This is a genomic window from Sphaerisporangium sp. NBC_01403 (genome assembly GCF_045040145.1).
In the GTDB taxonomy this organism is placed as follows: Bacteria; Actinomycetota; Actinomycetes; order Streptosporangiales; family Streptosporangiaceae; genus Sphaerisporangium; species Sphaerisporangium viridialbum.
This window is the reverse complement of sequence record NZ_CP109534.1, coordinates 529,309-547,081: the sequence shown is the minus strand read 5'-3', so window position 1 is coordinate 547,081 and position 17,773 is coordinate 529,309. Positions and strand designations below refer to the sequence as shown.

Here is a 17,773-nt window from a genome sequence, read left to right as displayed (position 1 = left end):
CCCCCGGCATGGCCGGAGATGCCTCCGCCTCCCCCTCCGCCGCCCTCGGCGTCGGTCTTCGACCCGCTCCCGTACGGCAGCCGCACCACGCCCGACCCCCAGTCGTCCTGGGAGTCCACCCAGCAGTACGCGCCGCAGTCCTCCCGCGAGGGGTCCCAGCAGGCTCCGGTCCAGACGTCGTTCCCCCCGCCGCCGCCGCCCACCGACTCCCCCTTCGCGCCGCCGCCCACCGGCCCGCAGCAGTACGCCGCGCAGCCCACCGGCTCCCAGCAGTACGCTCCCCAGCCTTCCGGGCCGCAGCAGTACGCTCCCTCGTCCACCGGGCAGCAGCAGTACGCCCCGCGGCCCACAGGACCGCAGCAGTACGCCGCCCAGCCTTCGGGGCCGCAGCAGTACGCGCCGCCCGCCACCGGGCCGCAGCAGTTCCCCCCGCAGGGCGCGGCGCGGCAGGAGTACGCCCCGGAGGCGCCCGCGCAGCCGTTCCGGCTCCCCGACGACGCCCCGCCCGCGCCCGCCTACGTCCCGGCCGGCACCGAGACCACCATCCGCGTGTCAGAAGCGACCGGCGTGATGGGCACGATGGCCCCTGAGCAGCGTCCGGCCGGCCCCGAGCAGCGCGGGCAGCGGCACGCGGCCCCCCCGCAGGAGCACGACCCCTACAAGCCGTTCGTCACCGCCGGGCAGATCAGCGGCCCGAAGACCCCGCCCCCCGAGCGCCAGCAGGAGCTCTGGAACACCGTCTTCGGCGACAACTACGAGGCGATGGGCGAGGACTCCGAGGACACCGAGGGCGGCAGGCGGGTGTGGCTGCTCGCGCTCGTCGCCTCCGTCGCGGTGGCCCTGGTGGCGGCGCTGCTGTGGGCGTTCCTCGCCGGCCCGCTGCGCTCGTCGCCCGACGACAGCGAGGCGAGCAAGCCGGGCTCGGGCAAGAGCACGCCCAAGGCGTCCTCCTCGTCCCCGGGCAAGCAGGCCACCACCAAGCCGCAGTCCATCGGCAGGCTGCCGAAGTACCCCGGCGAGGCCTCGCCGCGCGCCGGCATCCTCACCGACAAGGCGTCGGCCATCAGCGTGGCCAGGCTGGGCGGCCCCTGGCGGCTCGACCTGCGCTCGCAGCACGTGCAGGCGACCTACGGCTTCGTGACCCGCCAGTACGTGGCCGCGGGCACCGACTCGGCGGGCACCCCGCAGTTCGCCCAGGTGATGACCGGCCCGCTCGCCAAGAGCCTGGCGGGCAAGTACTCCGCGGCCTCCCCGGAGGACCTCACCCCGGTGATCAGCTCGGTGGCGTTCGCGGCGCGCAACAAGTTCTTCCCCGAGGGCAACAAGGTGGCGAAGACCGCCGAGCAGCGCCTGGCCGTCGGCGGCCGCCCCGCGCGCGTCGTCGCGTACCAGATCCTCGCGGGCGGGGCCAAGACCACACTGGTGGTCGGCGCGGTGAGCACCGGCGCCGAGGTGCCGGTGATCGTCTACATGTCGGTGCCGGACAGCAAGAAGGAGTTGCTGCCCGACATCAACACGGTCTTCTCCTCGATCCGGCCCACCACGCCGGCCTCCTGACGGTCCGGCGGGAGGCGGGGCGGCGGGCGGGGGTCAGAACTCGCAGGGCAGGTGCTTGACGCCGTTGATGAAGCTGGAGAACAGCCTCTTCGGACGCCCCGCCTCGATCTGCGGCACCCGCTGGAGCAGCTCGCGGAACATCACGGTGATCTCCCGCCTGGCCAGGTGGGCGCCCAGGCAGAAGTGCGGCCCCGGCCCGCCGAATCCCACGTGCGGGTTCGGGTCGCGGGTGATGTCGAAGCGGTAAGGGTCGGCGAAGACCGCGCGGTCGCGGTTGGCCGACCAGTAGTACAGCACGGCCTTCTCCCCCTTCCTGTAGTGGGCGCCGTTCAGCTCGAAGTCCCTGGTGACCTTGCGGCGCATGTAGTTGACCGGCGAGGCCAGCCGGACGATCTCCTCGACCGCCTTGGGCGCGTGGCCGTCCACGTCGGTCAGCCACCTGGCCTTCTCGCCGGGGTTGCGCGTGAGCAGGAGCAGGCCCTGCGAGATGGCGTTGCGGGTGGTCTCGTTGCCCGCGATCACCAGCAGGATGAAGAACGAGCCGAGCTCCTGCAGGGTCAGCCGCTCGCCATCGATGTTGGCGTTGACCAGGGATGACGTCAGGTCGCCCGTGGGGTTCTCCGCGCGGTGGGCGGCGAGGTCCTGGACGAGCTGCTGGAGCTCCAGCCCGGCGTTGAGCATGGCGGCCACCACGCTGTCCATGTCGCCCTCGGGGACATACTCGGAGTCCGAGGCGCCGATGATGATGTTCGAGCGGTCGAAGATGAAGCGGTAGTCCTTCTCCGGGATGCCCATCATGTCGCAAATGATCTTGAGCGGCAGCCGGGCCGCCACCTCGGTGACGAAGTCGCAGCCCGGCCCGGTCTCCAGCAGGTCGTCGACGATCCGGACGGCCGCGGTCTGCACGTCCTCCTCGAACTTCTGGATCATCTTCGGCGTGAAGGCCCGGGACACGATGCGCCTCAGGCGCGCGTGCCGGGGGTCGTCCATGTTGATCATCGAGCCGAAGTACTCGGCGAACTCCGCGGGCATGTCGGCGATGTTGGTCGCGCCGCCGTCCCCCGAGCAGAAGACGTCGGGGTTGCGGCTGATCTCGATGATGTCCGCGTGCCTGACTATCGCGTGGTAGCCGTCGCCCCTCGGCGCGAAGGACAGCTCCGGCTCCTCGAAGAAGACGGGGGTCTCACGTTCGCGGAGCAACTCGAAGGCGTGCTCACGCTCGGCCATGGGCCGCGCCCAGAATTCCCAGTCGGACAGGTTGATCTGGTCGTACGAGGTGATCGGCTTGCGCTCCGGAGGCGTCCCCACAGTCATGATTCCATGATTGATAAAAGCGGTTACTTACGTCAAACCTGGCATAACGGCTAGCTCGTGCGGTAGCCCATGTGCTTGATGCCGTTGATGAAGTTCGACAGCAGGTAGTCGGGCTCACCGGTCGAGCGGATCTCCGGCAGTCGGGTGAACAGCTCGCGGAACATGACCGTGATCTCGCGTCTCGCCAGGTGAGCCCCGAGGCAGTAGTGCGGTCCCGGCCCGCCGAACCCGACGTGCGGATTCGGGCTGCGGGTGATGTCGAAGACGTCGGGGTCGGCGAACACCGCCTCGTCCCGGTTGGCGGAGTTGTAGAACAGCAGGACCTTGTCGCCCTTCTTGTACTCCTGCCCGTTCATCTCGTGGTCCTGTGTGAGCGTGCGGCGGAACTGGATCACCGGGGTGGAGTACCTGATGATCTCCTCGACCGCGCCGGGGATGTGGGTCTCGAAGTCGCCCAGCAGCAGCTCGCGCTGCCCGGGGTTGTCGGTGAAGAGCTTCAGGCCGTGCGAGATGGCGTTGCGGGTGGTCTCGCTGCCCGCGACGACCAGCAGGATGAAGAACGACCCGAGCTCCTGGGAGGTCAGGTGCTCCTCGCCGTTGACCAGCATGCTGGTGAGGTCGCCGGTGGGGTTCCCGCGCCGCTCGCGGCCGAGCCGCCGGGCCAGGCCGCTGAGCTCGTGCCCCGCGCGGAGCAGCCTCACCAGGCCCTTGGCGACGTTCCACCGCGTGATGTCGGGCCGGATGCCGGTGTACTCGGCGTCGGCGTTGCCCAGGATGACGTTCGTGCTGCGCAGCACCATGTCGTGGTGGGCCGGAGGGATGCCCATCATGTCGCAGATGACCTGCACCGGCAGCCGGGCGGCGATCTGGGGGACGAAGTCGCCCGGCCCCTCGGCGACGGCCCTGTCGACGATCTCGCGCGCCGCCCTGGCGACGTCCTCCTCCATCTTCTTGAGGATCTTCGGAGTGAACGCGCGCGAGACGATGCGCCTGAGCCTGGCGTGCCGGGGGTCGTCCATGTTGATCATCGAGCCGAAGTAGACCGCCAGCCACCTCGGCATGTCGGGGATGCTGTTGGAGGTGGGCTCGCTGCTGAAGACGCCGGCGTTGCGGCTGGCCTCGCTCACATCCGCGTGCCGCACCAGCGCGTAGAACCCGGCCCCCGCGCCGATGAACGGGGTGTGGTTCTCCTTGGTGAAGACCGGCCGGTCGAGCTGCCTGAGCCTGCGGAAGGCCTCGTGCCGCCGCCCCTGGGGCAGCCCCCAGAAGGGGATGTCAGAAAGATCGATGTCAGTCACGCCTGCCGTCATCCCTGACGCACCTCCGGGCTCCATGGTTCGAGAAAGCGAGCGCTTACGTCAAGAGGCCTTGATGAGGTCCGCCGCCCTCTCCGCGATCATGATCGTAGGGGCGTGGGTGTGCCCGCGGTTGAGCATCGGCATGACCGAGGTGTCCACCACGCGCAGCCCAGGCACCCCGATGACCCGCAGCGACGGGTCGACCACCGCGTCGTCGTCGACGCCCATCTTGCAGGTGCCCGCCGGGTGGTAGAGCGTCTCGCTGTGCTCGCGCACGAACCTGGCCAGCTCCTCGTCGGTCTCCTCGCCGCCGTACGGCCGCATGGGCTTGCCCGCGTACGGCCGGAGCGCCGTGGTCGCGAACACCTCCCTGGCCCTCTTCAGCCCGGCCACCATCCGCCGCACGTCGCCCTCCGCGGTCAGGTAGCAGGGGTCGATCACCACCTCACCGTCGTTCAGCGTGATCCGGCCGCGGCTCTCCGGCTGGAGCAGGATGACGCCGATGGTGACGCCGTGCCCGGGAGGCGGGGTGATCCCGTGATCGGAGAACGGCACCGGCGCGAAGAGCAGCTCGATGTCGGGGGCGGGCTCCTCCGGGGTGGTCCTGAGGAAGGCGACGGCCTCGCCGACGTTGGACGTCAGCATCCCGCTGCGGCTCAGCAGGTAGCGCGCGAGGTTGCCGACCGACTCCGCCGAGGCGAGCGTGACGGGCTCGGGGCACTCCAGCATGACCGCCGAGGCCAGGTGGTCCATGAGGTTGCGCCCGACCCCGGGCAGCTCGTGCCTGGGCTCGACGCCCGCGGCCCTCAGGGCGTCCGGGTCGCCGATCCCCGAGAGCATGAGCAGGTGCGGCGACCCGATGGCCCCGGCCGAGAGGATCACCTCCCTGGCCGCCGTCACGCGCCTGCCCTCGTCGTACTCCACGCCGGTGGCCCGGCCGTCCTCGTCGAGCAGCACCCGGCTCACCTGCGCGGCGGTGAGCACGGTCAGGTTGGGGCGGCCCATCGCCGGGCGCAGGTACGCGTCGGCCGCGCTCCACCGCCGCCCCCGGTCCTGGGTGACCGGCGTCTGGGAGAACCCCTCGTTGGAGTCGCCGTTCAGCTCCGCAAGCGGGGTGAGCCCGACCTCCTCGCAGGCACGCAGGAACGCCAGGGTCGTCACGTTCGGGCTGCGCAGCTCGGAGACGTAGACGGGGCCGTCCGTCCCGTACACCCCGCCCCGGTTGGACCCGACCCGCCGCTCCGAGCGCCTGAAGTACGGCAGGACCTCGTCGTAGGACCAGCCGGGCAGGTTCCAGCCGTCGTAGTCGGCGCGGACGCCGCGTATCCACATCTGGGCGTTGATGGACGAGGAGCCGCCGAGGGTCCTGCCGCGCGGCCAGTACAGCTCGCGTCCGAACATCTCCGCCTGCTTGGCGGTGCTGAAGTTCCAGTCGTACCGCGTCTTGAAGAGCTTGGAGAAGCCCGCGGGCACGCGGATCTCCAGCTTGCGGTCCGCGCCACCGGCCTCCAGCAGGGCCACCCGCACCGAGGGGTCCGCGGAGAGCCGGTTGGCGAGCACGCAGCCCGCCGAACCCGCTCCCACGATGACGTAGTCGTATTGCATTGATGCCTCCGGGGGATGCTGAGCAACCTTTCACGTACTTACGCCCGTTGCGACCCCACGTCCACGCTCGTTACCGATTAGTAGCTATCGGCTGCCAAGATGTCGCAGACACCGGCGGCGCCGTTCGCCCCGACGCAAGCGGCCGGCCCCAGCGAGGAGGAACGCCCATGCTCAACCTGTCGGTCGTCCTGGAGGACAGCGCCCGCGAGCACCCCGACCGCACCGCCGTGGTACTCGGGGACATGCGGATGTCGTACTCCCTGGTGAACACTTTGGCGAACCAGGTGGCGAACCTCCTGGCTTCGCGGGGCATCGGCAAGGGCGACAAGGTGGCGCTGGCGTGCCCCAACCTGCCGTACTTCCCGTTCGTCTACTTCGGCATCCTGAAGTCGGGCGCCACGGTGGTCCCGCTGAACGTGCTGCTGCGGTCGCGGGAGATCGCCTACCACCTGCGCGACTCCGAGGCCAAGGCGCTGTTCTGCTTCGAGGGCACCCCCGAACTGCCGCTCGGCGAGCGCGGCCACGCCGGGTTCCGCGAGGCCCTTCCGGCCGGTGACCCGCACGCGGACGACTTCTTCCTGCTGCCCGCCACGCCCTTCGCGACCGACTCGGGCATCGAGGGCGTACGGACGCTGTGGAGCGCGCTCGACGGCCTGCCCGGCGAGTTCGAGACCGCGGCGACGGCCCCCGACGACACGGCGGTGATCCTCTACACCAGCGGCACCACGGGGCAGCCCAAGGGCGCCGAGCTCAGCCACCAGAACATGCTGATGAACGCCATCGTCTCCGACGAGATGTTCGACCTCGCGGGCGACGACGTCTTCCTCGCGACGCTGCCGCTGTTCCACTCGTTCGGCCAGACCGTCATCATGAACGCCGGCTTCCGCCGCAGGGCGACCCTGGTGCTGGTGCCGCGCTTCGAGCCGGCCGCCGCGCTGGCGCTGATGCGGGCGGAGGGGGTCACGCTGTTCGCGGGCGTCCCGACGATGTACTGGGCGATGCTCACCTCGGTCCACGCCGACGGCGCGGAGGTTCCGGCGACCTTGCAGACCGCCGTCGCGGGCGGCGCGTCGCTGCCCGTCGAGGTGCTGAAGGACTTCGAGAAGACCTTCGGCCGGCCGGTGCTCGAGGGGTACGGCCTGTCGGAGACCTCGCCGGTGGCCAGCTTCAACCAGCCGGGCAGGCCGACCAAGGCCGGGTCGATCGGCACCCCGGTCTGGGGCGTGGAGATGAAGCTCGTCGGCGCGGGCTGGGAGACCATCGAGGGCGAGGGCCCCGGCGAGATCGCGATCCGCGGCCACAACGTGATGAAGGGCTACTACAACCGGCCCGAGGCCACCGCCGAGGTCATGAAGGACGGATGGTTCCGCACCGGCGACATCGCCACCAGGGACGCCGACGGCTACTACTCGATCGTCGACCGCGCCAAGGACATGATCATCCGTGGCGGGTTCAACGTCTACCCGCGCGAGCTGGAGGAGGTGCTGATGACGCACGAGGCGGTCTCGCTGGCCGCCGTCGTCGGCGTCCCGCACCCCTCGCACGGCGAGGAGATCAAGGCGTACGTGATCCTCAAGGCGGGCGCGGCGGTCACCGAGGACGAGCTGGCCGGCTGGTGCAAGGAGAACATGGCGGCCTACAAGTACCCCCGCCTGGTGGAGTTCCGTGAGTCGTTCCCGATGACGGCGAGCGGCAAGATCCTCAAGCGCGAGCTGCGCTGACGCCGGGCTTCCCGGTTCACGCCGACGGCTTACTCGCCATCGAACTCCCCCAAATTGGGGCAAACCTACGAGGAGGCCGGGGCGAGGGATCTCGGGGCGAGCAACTGGAGGCGATGCCATGGACGTGCGCGAGCTGATGCGACGGGTCCCGGACTTCGACAGGTTCCCCAGCGTGGACGAGATGCACGCCGAGCTGGACGAGTTCGCCAGGCTCCACCCCGGCCTCGTGAGCCTGCGCCGGATCGGCACCTCCCGCCTGGGGGAGCCGCTCCGGGCGCTCACCGTGGGCACCGGCGACCGCGACGCCGTGATCATCGGCGGGCCCCACCCCAACGAGCCGATCGGCGCGCTCACGGTCAGCCGGCTCATCCGGCTGCTGTGCGAGGACGCCGGGCTGCGGGACGGGCTGGGGTACCGCTGGCACCTGATCCCCTGCGTGGATCCCGACGGGGCGCGGCTGAACGAGGGCTGGTACGCCCGCCCGGGCGACCGCCGCCACTACGCCCGCCACTTCTACCGCCCGGCCTGGAACGACCAGGTCGAGTGGACGTTCCCGCTCAGCGGCGACGGCTACACCTTCGACCGCGCCCTGCCGGAGACCGAGGCGCTGATGCGGCTCATGGACGAGGCGCGGCCCGCCTTCGTGTACTCCCTGCACAACGGGGAGTACAGCGGCGCCTACTACTACCTCAACCGCCACGACCCCGTCCTCGCGGCCCGGCTCACCGAGCTGCCGGCCTTGGCGGGCATCCCGCTGCACCACGGCGAGCCCGAGCTGCCCGGCGCCACTACGCTCGCCCCGGCCGTGTACCTCACCCCGGGCGGCACGCGGCAGGCGAAGGTCTTCGGCGCCGGCGGCGGCAGCGCGGACTACGCGGCGAGGTTCGGCTCCCTCCACCTGATCACCGAGCTGCCCTACTGGGCCGACGAGCGGATCTCCGACGCGACCCCGACCACCACCTCGTACGGCGATGTGGTCAAGACGGGGCTGGCCGCCCAGCGCGAGCTGATCGACCTACTGCTGGCGGCCATGGAGGGGGTGCGGCGCGATTTGACCGTCCACTCGCCGTTCCGCCGCTCGGCCGAGGACATGTTCGTCACGTACCGGAAGTTCGCCGACGAGTGGGAGGACCACCCCGGAGCGGACCGTCCCGCGACCGTGGCGGAGCAGTTCGGCAACCGGCAGACGCTCCACATGCGCCGGCTGCGCTTCGCGGGCACCTTCTGCCGCATGCTGGACGCCGAGTGCGCCGCGGGGAACCTCACTCCCGCCATCCGCGCGCAGCGGGCCCGGCTGGGCGAGCTGTTCGAGGGGTGGTGCGACGAGGCGGCGGCCGAGTCCCCCGGCCGGCCGCTCGCCATCCGCACGCTGGTCGCCGTCCAGCTCGCCGCCGCCCTGGTCGCCGCCGAGCACGCGCGCGGCTGAGCGCCCGTAACGAGGCCGGCGCCCCGCCTGGTGGAGGCGGGGCGCCGGATCGTTCGTACGGCGTGCGGGGTGCCGGTCAGCGGCCGCGCCGGCCGGTCGAGCGCTCGGTCACGGCCAGTCGAGCGAGGGGCGCAGCGGGACGCCCGACTCGCCTCCCTCGCCGAGCTTGACGCCGAGCACCTGGTGGAGCTGGACCTTGTTGCGCTCGAAGCCGACGACGCAGCCGGCCATGTAGAGCCGCCAGACCCGCGCCGTGCCCTGGCCGACCTCGGCGACCGCCTCGTCCCAGTGGGCGTCGAGGTTGGCGCACCACTTCTCCAGGGTCCTGGCGTAGTGCTCCCGGAGGTTCTCCTCGTGCCGGATCTCGTACCCGATGTCCTCCATCTGGCGGACGAGGTGGCCCACGGACTCCAGCTCGCCGTCGGGGAACACGTAGCGGTTGATGAAGCCGCCCTTGTTGATCGTGCGCTCCGTGCCGGTGGGCCGGGTGATGCAGTGGTTGAGCAGGCGCCCGCCCGGCTTGAGCTTGTCGTACAGGAACTTGAAGTAGCCGGGGAGCTGGTCCTTGCCGATGTGCTCGGTGAGGCCGATCGAGCTGACCGCGTCGAAGTCGCCCTCGGCGACGTCGCGGTAGTCGAGGTGGCGGACCTCCGCCAGCTCGGACAGCCCGGCCTCGGCGATGGCCTTCTGGGCCCACTCGGCCTGCTGGCGCGACAGCGTGACTCCGAGGACCTTCACGCCGTAGTGCTCGGCCGCGTGCATGACCATGCCGCCCCACCCGCAGCCGACGTCGAGCAGGCGCATGCCCGGCTTGAGGTCGAGCTTCCTGGCGACGAGGTCGAACTTGGCGTACTGCGCCTCCTCCAGTGACGAGCCGTCCTCCGGGAACACGGCGCAGGTGTAGGCCATCGAAGGCCCGAGCACCCACTCGTAGAACCGGTTGGAGACGTCGTAGTGATGGTGGATCGCCTCGGCGTCACGCTGCTTGGCATGACGGCTGCCGAGCCGTGCCAGGGCGCTCTGTCGCACCTCCTGCGGCGGCAGGGGCACCCGCATCAGCAGCGGCTTCATCCCGAGCGACCGCGCGACGGAGATCTTCTCCTTCATCGGCATGTCGTTCAGGGTGATCTGCGCCATCTCGGAGAGCAGGGTGTACATGTCACCGTGCACGTCGATATGGCCTGCGATGTAGGCGCGCGCGAGCCCCATCTCCCCCGGAGACTGTGCCAGGTATGCCACCGCTATCGGGGACTTCACCTCGATGCGGACGGCGGCGTCCGACGGTCCGGCCTTGCTCCCGTCGTACGCGGCGAACTCGACGTTCGCGTCCGACCCAACGATCTTCTCGAAGATCTGGGCGAGTCTCATCGAACCAACCTCCTCAACGCCCCCGTACGCACTTGTCATAGAGGTCGAGCAGCCGCCCTCCGGGGTCGTACGCCCGTTTGACCGGCCAGTAAGCGTCACCGTTGTAGAGACGCCAGAACTCCTCACGGGGGTAAAAAGATGTCGAATACAGGGACTTGTGGCCGCCGAGCTCGTGCACGGAGTTCTCGATGAGGCGGTTGTGGTAACCGTCGAACTGTCCGCGCGGCAGGGCGACCATGCCCCAGAATCCGAAGTTCACGTAGAGCTTTCCCGGCTCAAGCGGGTAGACCGGCCACTCCCCCGTGGCCTTCAGCGGGCACATCCAGACGGGCGTCATGCCGACCTTGTCGTGGAAGAACTCCAGGAAGTCGGCACCCCTCTCGACGGGCACCTCGACGTCCTGGATGACCGACTCGTGCACGGGGTTGTCGCGCCAGCGGTCGATGCGGGCCGTCACGCCGTACTTCTGGTCGAGCCCGACCAGCCTGCGATAGACGTCGGACCGCAGCCAGCGCCTCGGCATCAGCGAGCGGACCAGCGGCTGCTGCACCCCGAAGGCGCGCGAGCACCAGAACCAGTCGGTGTCCCAGCGCCAGAGGTAGTCGCGGACGGTCAGCCAGTCGCGGGTGCGGGTGCGGATCGACTGGTAGTAGATGCGCATGCCGGTGTAGTCGGAGGCGTACGGCGCGCGCTCGGCGAACTGCCCCACGGTGATGTACATCTCGCCCGGCTCGAAGAACGTGCCGTCGATGAAATCGACCTTCTCCCCGTCGTACTCCCCGCTCTCGCAGATCTCCTGCATCGCCAGCATGCACTTGTGGGCGTCGGAGAAAGGGATGTGCGTCAGCCGCACGAAGGGCTGGACCGGCAGCAGCTTGATGCGCAGCCGCAGGGCGTAGCCGAGCGTGCCGTAGGAGTTCGGGAAGGCCTTGAACAGATCGCTGTGCTCGTTGTCCGCCCTGGCGACCACGATGCGGCCGTCGCCGGTCAGGATCTCCATCTCCTCGACCGACTCGTGCGGCAGCCCGTGCTTGAAGCTCGTCGACTCGATGCCGAGCCCGGTCACGGCCCCGCCCAGAGTGATCGTCTTCAGCTGCGGCACGACATACGGCATGAGACCGGACGGCAGCGTGGCGTCCACGAGGCGCTCGTAGGTCGTCATACCCTGGACCTCGGCGGTCCTGGTCTCCGGGTCGACCTGGATGACCTTGTCGAGATCGCGCGCGGAAAGCTTGGCCGCCTTGCCTGGCTCGCGGAAGCGGAACAGGTTCGTGGTCGGCTTCGACAGCCGCGGGGAGGCCCCCTCCGGGAGGGCGGTGTAGGACTCCCTGATCTGCTCGACGGCCCTGCGGTGGGCTGTCATCTGGGCGGTTGTCCTCACCGTGCGATCTGGCATGCCACCACCCCCTAGAACTAAGTGTGTGGAGATCGTCGCTAGAACGCTATCTCCTGAGATGACCACCGACCAGAGTAGACACGTTAAACCCGCGCAAACTCAGGACCCCCCTCCGAAGCGCGGCCACACAGGGGTTAGCGTCGTGCCGCGGATGATCGGGAGCCACCTCGACCGCACGATACCAAGCGTTTGCTTCAGCCGCACGGCGCCGTCTATCGTCGGCATCGCACCTGAGGAGTCAGCAATGAGCCAGAACGGCGACTCGCACCCGAAAGAGCACGTCAGGCCGCGCGAAGGCGGCGCGAGCCCAGGTCCGCTGGCCGGGGTGCGCGTGCTGGAGCTGGCCGGCCTCGCGCCGGGGCCCTTCGCCGGCATGATGCTCGCCGACCACGGCGCCGAGGTCCTGCGGGTCGACCGGGTCGCCACCGTGGCCAGATCGGGCGACCGTCCCCGCACGGACGTCATGGACCGCGGCAAGCGCACCATCGGCCTCGACCTGAAGTCGCCCGAGGGCGTCGCGGCGTTCAAGGAGCTGGCCGCGGGCGCCGACGTGGTCATCGAGGTGTTCCGCCCCGGGGTCGCCGAGCGGCTCGGCATCGGGCCCGAAGACCTGCTGGCCGTCAACGAGCGGCTCGTCTACGGCCGGATGACCGGCTGGGGCCAGGACGGCCCGCTCGCGACGACCGCCGGGCACGACATCGACTACATCGCGATCGCCGGCACCCTGTCGATGCTCGGGCGCGAAGGCGGCAAGCCCACTCCCCCGATCAACATCCTCGGGGACTTCGCGGGCGGCGGGCTGATGCTGGCCTACGGAGTGCTGCTCGCCCTGTTCGAGCGCGAGCGCACCGGCCGGGGCCAGGTGATCGACGCCGCGATGGTCGACGGCGCGGCCATCCTGTTCGCGATGTTCTACCACAGCGCCCAGGCGGGCCTGTGGGGCCCGCGCGGCACCAACCTGCTCGACACGGGCGCGCCGATGTACGACACGTACGAGACCGCCGACGGGCGGCATGTGGCGGTCGGCTCGCTGGAGCCCGCGTTCTGGGACGAGCTGGTGAGCAGGACGGGCCTCGGCGACCTGCCGAGCCGCGACGACCGCGCCAACTGGCCGGAGATCCGCGAGCGGCTCGCGGCGGCGTTCAAGTCCAGGACGCGCGCCGAGTGGGAGGAGATCTTCGACGGCTCGGACGCGTGTGTCTCGCCCGTTCTCGACATGGACGAGGCGGCCCGGCACCCGCACAACACCGCGAGGGGCACGTTCGTCGAGGTCGGCGGCGTCACCCAGCCCGTGCCCGCGCCACGGCTGCTCGGCAGCGGCCGGGGCGACCTCGCCCAGGCGACCCGTCTGCACCACCTGTCGGCGTGGGGTCTGCCGGACGAGCGTGCCAAGGCACTGCGCGAGGCCGGAGTCCTTGCCTGACGCTGTTCGCCCCCCGGCGACCCGCTGCGGTCCTGGAATCGACCCCGGTGGCCCCGGGGCCGCGGCGGTACGCCTATGCCTGGGCACGCTCCCTGCCGTGACCGGCCGGGATGGAGTTGTGGCCGGGGAGGACGGCGAGGTAGAGATCGACTCCCGCCCGGTGGTGGACCTCCAGGTCGGTGGTGAAGGCCCGCGCCGGGAGCCCGCCCCCCTCGGTGTGCCGCCACACCTGCTGCCACGCCTCGATCAACGCCTGCGGCATCGGGCCGTGCGCCTCGACCTTGAGCGACTGCACCGCGGGAACGCGCACCGCCACCATGCCCTCGGGCAGCCCCGCCGCCGTGCGGATCGCCACTCCGACGATCTGCGTGTAGGCCCCCTGCTGACCGCTCTCGTAGTCGATCAGGACGGCGTAGAGGTTCTCGTCGACGCGCCCGGGCACGTGCGCGAAGGCGCCCGGCGCTCCTGCCCGCGCCCAGAGGCCCGGCAGCTGCGCCCGCGACGGATCGGCCTCGTCGGCGTTGTTGGTGCGCACGGCGTAGCCGACGACGAGCACCTCGGGCCGTGCAACGATGATCATAGCGCCTCCAACTCCAGGGCCACCCGTCCGCTTGACTCGATCGCGCCGTCAATGTATCCGGACCGGACGATCGCCGTCTCGATCATCGCGCACAGAGGTATCGGAAGGGGTGGCCGATGAGCTCAACCAAGGACATATCACCCAGCTGAGCTGGGGAATCCCATTGTTCCCCATGAATCGCATAGGCTGAACCAACGTGCGATTCCTCAACGATCAGGCGCCGATCTTCGACCTGACCTACAGCGACGTGTTCATGGTCCCGACGCGGTCGGCCGTCGGGTCACGACTCACCGTGGACCTCTCGACCGGCGACGGCACGGGCACCACCATCCCCATCGTGGTCGCGAACATGACCGCGGTGGCCGGCCGCCGCATGGCCGAGACGATCTCCAGGCGCGGGGGCATCACCGTCATCCCGCAGGACATTCCCTTCGACGTCGTCGCCGAGGTGGTCGACTGGGTCAAGAAGCGCGACCTCGTCCACGACACCCCGATCACGCTCACCCCGCACGAGACCGTCGGAGAGGCGCTGAACCTCCTGCCCAAGCGGGCGCACGGGGCCGTCATCGTGGTCGACTGGGAGAACCGCCCGATCGGCGTCGTCACCGATGCCGACTGCCACGGGGTCGACATGTTCACCCAGCTCTCCCAGGTGATGTCGGTCTCGCCCATGACCATCCCCGCGGGCACCGATCCTCGCGCGGCGTTCGACATGCTGCACACTGGGCGGCACCGCCTCGCCCCCGTCGTGGACGGCGACGGGCGGCTGGTCGGGGTCCTCACCCGCACCGGCGCGCTGCGCGCCACGCTGTACGACCCCGCCGTGGACGCCGGGGGCCGGCTGCGGATCGCCGCCGCCGTCGGCATCAACGGTGACGTCGCCGCCAAGGCCAAGGAGCTCCTGGACGCCGGAGTCGACTGCCTGGTCGTCGACACCGCGCACGGCCACCAGGAGAAGATGCTCTCCGTGCTGTCGGCCGTGCGGGCCCTTTCGCCGGGCGTCCCCGTGGCCGCCGGGAACGTCGTGACCGCCGCCGGGGTGCGCGACCTGGTCGAGGCGGGCGCCGACATCGTCAAGGTCGGGGTCGGGCCGGGCGCCATGTGCACCACCAGGATGATGACCGGCGTCGGACGGCCGCAGTTCTCCGCCGTCCTCGAATGCGCGGCCGAGGCCCGGGGCCTCGGCAGGCACGTGTGGGCCGACGGCGGCGTGCGCCACCCCCGCGACGTGGCCCTGGCCCTGGCGGCGGGCGCGTCCAACGTCATGATCGGGTCCTGGTTCGCCGGCACGTACGAGTCGCCGGGCGACGCACACACCGACGCCAACGGGCGCCGGTACAAGGAGAACTTCGGCATGGCCTCCGCGAGGGCCGTACGGCTGCGCACCGCCGAGGACACACCCTTCGAGCGGGCTCGCAAGGCGCTGTTCGAGGAGGGCATCTCGACCTCGCGCATGTACCTCGACCCGGCCAGGCCGAGCGTCGAGGACCAGATCGACGCCATCGTCGCGGGTCTCCGCTCGTCGCTCACCTACTCCGGCGCCACCACCCTGGAGGAGTTCCACGAGCGCGCGGTCGTCGGCATCCAGAGCTCCTCCGGCTACTCCGAAGGCATGCCCCTCCACCAAAGCTGGTGACCCTCCCCACCCCCGACACACCTGACCTACCGACAACCCCCGACGCCGGCGGCAGCCCAGCTCAGGGCCACCACACCAGACCTGGTGACTGCCGCCGCGCCCCCGACCAGGTGTCGCCTCCCAGGTCAGTCCGACTCCATCGGAACGGACTGCGCCAACGTCAGCGACGAGCCCCATCGTCGCGGCCCTTGATCGGAACCCACTACCGAAGTAACGACCGTACGAACCGCCGACGGCCCAGTTCAGTGACTGGGCCGTCCTCAAGGGAGGTCGCGCTCCAGGCCGGTGGCGCGTCGTATGTCACTGTGAATTCACGGGAAGCCGTCTGCGCAGGGCATGCCGTTGCACTAGAACTGCTGACAAGTCACCTCAAGGGGTGTCACTACCCCAGAATTGGCGACAACCCGGCTTCTTGCGGCATGTCGCCGCAGCGGAGCTGGTGACAACCCGCCTCCTTCGGGTAGTGCGGAGCCGCAAATGAACCCCCTGACCGCGAAGGCGGAATCCCCCCATGATCGGTTCGTCCCCCGGACTGGCCTCACCTCTCGCCGCTGATCGGCGAATCCTGGTCAGCTATGACAATTACCCGGCCGCTCAGCGTGCCGTCGACTCTCTTTCCGACTCCGGATACCCGGTACAGAACGTCGCCATCGTCGGGAGCGACCTGCGCCTTGAGGAGACGGTCACCGGACGGCTGACCAACGCCCGCGCAGCCATCTCCGGGGCCGTCAGCGGCGCGGTGTTCGGGCTCGTCGTGGGCCTGTTCCTCGGGCTGTTCACCACGACCACCGCCTCGTTCTTCGCGCTCGCCGTCTGGGCGGTGCTGTGGGGCGCGGTGATGGGCGCGGCGTTCGGGTTCGCCAGCCACGCGTTCAAGGGCGGCACCCGCGACTTCACCTCGCGTAGCGTGATCGTGGCCGGCCGGTACGACGTCCTGGTGCCCTCCGCCGCGCTGGAGGAGGCCCTGGCCGTGCTCGAAGGCGGCACCCGTCCCGCCGACACGGTCGTGGTCGAACGCCCCCGGTCAAGCACCCCTCCCCCCACCCTCCGTGGCCAAGCCTCTCCCTCCAGGTCCGCCTCCTCGGCTTCCCCGTCCACGCCCGCTTCCCCCGCTACTTCCGTTTCCCCTTCCAGCCCCGCCTCCTCGGCTTCCCCCTCCGGTTCCTCCGCCTCCCCCTCCAGCTCTGCCTTCTCCGCTTCCCCCTCGCCGTCCACCTCGGCCTCCGGCTCCGGCGACACCCAGGGCACGTCCGGAGACATCCACGCCGCCGGCGCCTCGTCCGCCGGCGCGTCCGCGACCGGGTCCACCAGTGAGACGCCTTCGCCGGACGAGCACGCCGTGACCATGCCGACCTCGGCCGAGCACGCCGCCAGGACGCCGTCCTCCGCCGAAGAGGCCGTCACCATGCCCTCCTCGGCCGGCGAGCACGCCGTCACCATGCCTTCGCCCGCCGGCTCCGCCCGTCCGGCGTCCACGCGGGCCGAGGCGATGGAGGAGGCCACCATCGCCATCCCGCTGTCGACCGTACGAGCCGCCACGGCACCCTCCGCACCCGACTTCCTCACCCCCGAGCCCTCCGCACCTTCGTCCGTGGAGTCCTCCGCCTCCGGTCCCTCGGCAGCGGAAAGCGAGTCGCCGCTCTCCATCCCGGACGGGGCGACGGCCCGCCTCAAGCCCGTGGAGTCCGACCCGGTGAGCCCGCCGGTCGAGAGCGAGCCCGCACCTTCCACTCCCGACGGTGCGACCGCCAGCACCACTTCCACGCCCGACGGCGCGACCGCCAACACCACTTCCACGCCCGACGACGCGACCGCCAGCACCACTTCCACGCCCGACGACGCGAGTGCCGGCGCCACCCCCGCGGACCCGAGTCTGGACCCGGACCCCGCCCCCGCGAGCCCGCGAACCAGGGCGAAGCCCAAGGCGGCCACGTCCAGGGCGGCCAAGCCTTCGACCACCCCGCGCAAGACCACGCGTTCGACCAAGCCAAAGGTCGTGCCTTCAGAGTCGCCGGAGAGCGCGCCCTCTGACGCCCCACTGACCGAACCGGCGGCCTCCGGAGCCGATTCGACCGCGACCGGGGCCGGTGCGGCGGTAGCCCCCGAAGCCAACGCGGCAGGAGCGTCCGAAGCCAGCGCGGCAGGAGCGTCCGAAGCAGCCGTTCCGGCTGGAGAGACTCCCAAGACCGCGCCGGCCAAGCCCGCCCGTGCGAGGCGCACGACGACGACCCGGTCCGCCAAGGCCAAGCCCGCCACACCGGGGGCACCCACCGCCGGAACCGTCACCCCGGAACCGCCCACGGCCGAACCCGCCACGCCTGAGACGTCCACGGGCGGAAGCGCCACCCAGGGAGCATCCACGGTCGAGCCCGCCGGTTCGGCTCCGGCGGCCGGCGGCGACGACCTGTCTCCCAAATCCTGACCCCACGAACAGCGGCCCCCGCGTCTG

The 17,773-nt window shown here is 70.5% G+C and carries 12 protein-coding genes; 6 read left to right on the top strand and 6 right to left on the bottom strand.

Annotated elements, in window-relative coordinates; genetic code table 11:
• The first annotated feature begins 18 nt into the window (after window positions 1–18).
• Window positions 19–1,557 (top strand): hypothetical protein, encoded by a 1,539-nt coding sequence (locus OG589_RS02340; RefSeq protein ID WP_405145706.1) that lies wholly within the window; start codon window positions 19–21, stop codon window positions 1,555–1,557.
• Between the two features lie 33 nt (window positions 1,558–1,590).
• Here the strand turns inward: OG589_RS02340 and OG589_RS02335 are convergent, their stop codons facing one another.
• The 3 genes from OG589_RS02335 to OG589_RS02325 are packed head-to-tail and all read right to left on the bottom strand — an operon-like array spanning window position 1,591 to window position 5,774.
• The gene (locus tag OG589_RS02335) at window positions 1,591–2,871 is read right to left on the bottom strand and encodes a cytochrome P450 (protein ID WP_405145705.1); all 1,281 of its coding nucleotides are present in this window, start codon (window positions 2,869–2,871) and stop codon (window positions 1,591–1,593) included.
• A 50-nt stretch (window positions 2,872–2,921) separates the two neighbouring features.
• Window positions 2,922–4,181: a cytochrome P450 gene (locus tag OG589_RS02330; RefSeq protein ID WP_405145703.1), complete on the bottom strand. Its 1,260-nt coding sequence runs from the start codon at window positions 4,179–4,181 to the stop codon at window positions 2,922–2,924.
• A 48-nt stretch (window positions 4,182–4,229) separates the two neighbouring features.
• The gene (locus tag OG589_RS02325) at window positions 4,230–5,774 is read right to left on the bottom strand and encodes a GMC family oxidoreductase (RefSeq protein WP_405145701.1); all 1,545 of its coding nucleotides are present in this window, start codon (window positions 5,772–5,774) and stop codon (window positions 4,230–4,232) included.
• 167 nt (window positions 5,775–5,941) lie between these two features.
• Here OG589_RS02325 and OG589_RS02320 point away from each other — a divergent pair, with 167 nt between their 5' ends.
• On the top strand, window positions 5,942–7,495 hold the full coding sequence (locus tag OG589_RS02320; protein ID WP_405145699.1) for a long-chain-fatty-acid--CoA ligase: 1,554 nt from the start codon (window positions 5,942–5,944) through the stop codon (window positions 7,493–7,495).
• Window positions 7,496–7,613: 118 nt separating this feature from the next.
• The gene (locus OG589_RS02315; RefSeq protein WP_405145697.1) at window positions 7,614–8,921 is read left to right on the top strand and encodes a M14 family zinc carboxypeptidase; all 1,308 of its coding nucleotides are present in this window, start codon (window positions 7,614–7,616) and stop codon (window positions 8,919–8,921) included.
• 108 nt (window positions 8,922–9,029) lie between these two features.
• Here the strand turns inward: OG589_RS02315 and OG589_RS02310 are convergent, their stop codons facing one another.
• Both OG589_RS02310 and OG589_RS02305 read right to left on the bottom strand, forming a co-directional pair.
• Complete coding sequence (locus tag OG589_RS02310; RefSeq protein ID WP_405145695.1) at window positions 9,030–10,289, bottom strand: class I SAM-dependent methyltransferase; 1,260 nt, start codon at window positions 10,287–10,289, stop codon at window positions 9,030–9,032.
• Between the two features lie 13 nt (window positions 10,290–10,302).
• A complete protein-coding gene (locus OG589_RS02305; RefSeq protein WP_405145694.1) occupies window positions 10,303–11,685 on the bottom strand; it encodes an FAD-binding oxidoreductase in 1,383 nt (460 codons plus the stop codon).
• Window positions 11,686–11,929: 244 nt separating this feature from the next.
• Here OG589_RS02305 and OG589_RS02300 point away from each other — a divergent pair, with 244 nt between their 5' ends.
• Complete coding sequence (locus tag OG589_RS02300) at window positions 11,930–13,108, top strand: CaiB/BaiF CoA transferase family protein (RefSeq protein ID WP_405145693.1); 1,179 nt, start codon at window positions 11,930–11,932, stop codon at window positions 13,106–13,108.
• A 73-nt stretch (window positions 13,109–13,181) separates the two neighbouring features.
• Here the strand turns inward: OG589_RS02300 and OG589_RS02295 are convergent, their stop codons facing one another.
• Window positions 13,182–13,688 (bottom strand): GyrI-like domain-containing protein, encoded by a 507-nt coding sequence (locus OG589_RS02295; RefSeq protein WP_405145692.1) that lies wholly within the window; start codon window positions 13,686–13,688, stop codon window positions 13,182–13,184.
• 196 nt (window positions 13,689–13,884) lie between these two features.
• Here OG589_RS02295 and OG589_RS02290 point away from each other — a divergent pair, with 196 nt between their 5' ends.
• Window positions 13,885–15,324, top strand: coding sequence for a GuaB1 family IMP dehydrogenase-related protein (locus OG589_RS02290; protein WP_405145691.1), 1,440 nt, complete (start codon window positions 13,885–13,887; stop codon window positions 15,322–15,324).
• 511 nt (window positions 15,325–15,835) lie between these two features.
• Window positions 15,836–17,746 (top strand): general stress protein, encoded by a 1,911-nt coding sequence (locus OG589_RS02285; protein WP_405145689.1) that lies wholly within the window; start codon window positions 15,836–15,838, stop codon window positions 17,744–17,746.
• Window positions 17,747–17,773 lie beyond the last annotated feature (27 nt).